The 1540-nt window shown below is 38.5% G+C and carries 1 protein-coding gene and 1 pseudogene; both read left to right on the forward strand.

Going from position 1 to position 1540, the window contains the following annotated elements:
- Positions 1 to 643: pseudogene (locus FY046_RS23585) on the forward strand (hypothetical protein); the annotation flags it as partial.
- Entirely contained in the window at positions 640 to 1128 is a 489-nt protein-coding gene (locus tag FY046_RS23590; RefSeq protein ID WP_159336870.1) for a hypothetical protein, read from the forward strand. The pseudogene FY046_RS23585 and the gene FY046_RS23590, both read left to right, overlap by 4 nt.
- Positions 1129 to 1540: the final 412 nt, after the last annotated feature.

Genomic DNA, 1540 nt, shown 5'->3' on the forward strand with positions numbered 1-1540 from the left:
AAAAACCTCAGGTTCAATGATTGCAACTGCGTCTGTCCTTTTAGCTAAAACGGCCCGTAGTCCTCTAACACGAGGGAAATTAAACAGCTCTTTAGTCGATAAAAACAGCCTTCTTTTACAAAAACCTGTCCTGGTGCCATCCCGAGGGTTGCCGCTAAGTCCAGGGGATAAAATTGTTCAGGATGCTAACACTAAGTTAACGTCTGAACTTGATAAAGCTTTGAAAGGCCCAGAGGTTGGGGTCGATACGGATGTTATCACTGATGGCCCTTCAATCGTTGAAGCGCGGAACAAGGCAGAGAAATCCCAAGCCCCGAATGTGGCGAAGGATCTGACTGATGCGGAGAAAGCAGCGATTGGTGGTTCGAGAACTGGAACGCCGGGTGGTTTTGAGCCAGAAGAACCTAAAAAAGATTACAAGTCTGAACTTGAAAAAGGTGACCAGATAGATCTTAGTACGTTTAATCAACGTAAGGCTGTTTCAGGTAGCAAAGGGGAATTTGTCGATCCGAAAACTGGCTGGAAAATATCTCCAGATAGAGCAGGTAATAATTCACACGGCGGAAGTTCTTGGAAGTTGTTAGATAAAAATGGTAACAGAATTGCGACGTTAGACAAAAATGGGAGTGTGTTAAGAAAATGAGACATTTAAGTGAAGTAATTAAAAAAATCGATTTCGATGATAACATTGCAATACAAGAGTTATTTTTCACATTTAACGTGTCGAATTTCGATCATTATTTGACTCCTGATGAATATAATAATGAAGATCTCATTTGTTACTCGGATGTAAAAAATGACCCAATGAAAGAAAAAAAGTTCAATAGTATCAGTAGCAAATTTTTTGAGTTATACAATCGGTTGTATATTTTATCAGTCGGAAATATTTCCATTTTGATAGATGGAGTGATACAGGACGAGGTTTCCGATGGAAAATATAATTTAGCATTATCTAATGCTATGAAGGAAAAACCGTTATGTGGTTTTTTATTTTATAATTTAGGTTTATATGTTATGACGGGATATGACCTAACACATTCTTTTTACATGTTAAAAAACAAAGTCCATTTACTAGAAGAGGTAAACAGCATAATTAAATTATCAGGTTTGTTTATTCTTGATCTTTAATGTAAGAAAGCTATGGGCAAAGTGATAGAGCGATAACTTCATTAGATGTTTAAATGTTATGTATCTTCATTAGAGAGAGCAGCTATTTAGCTAAGGACATTACGAATAGCTTTAACCCGTTTCTTTAATGCTGTTGGAGCCTGATGATGCTGTCACAGAAACTCAGAATGGATAAAAGGCGATTGCTTTTTGTACACTAAATAGATAAATATCCCTGTGTTGTTTATGGATAAACACGCGAGGATGTATGTTCTGTTTATATCAGACGCAGGATGCCGGAAGGCGACTTTCTCCACGGGATTTTCAGTTCGTTCAGACGCCCCGTGTAGCATTCGACAATGCCCGGATTTATTATGAAATGGATTATCGGCGCTATGAGAGACAAGACGTATCAGGCGATCTCCCGCAGCGG

Source organism: Erwinia sp. 1181_3, assembly GCF_052824965.1.

What these genes read in the sequence shown, in the direction of transcription:
- FY046_RS23590 (WP_159336870.1), top strand. Translation starts at nt 640, where the DNA reads ATGAGACATTTAAGTGAAGTAATTAAAAAAATCGATTTCGATGATAAC.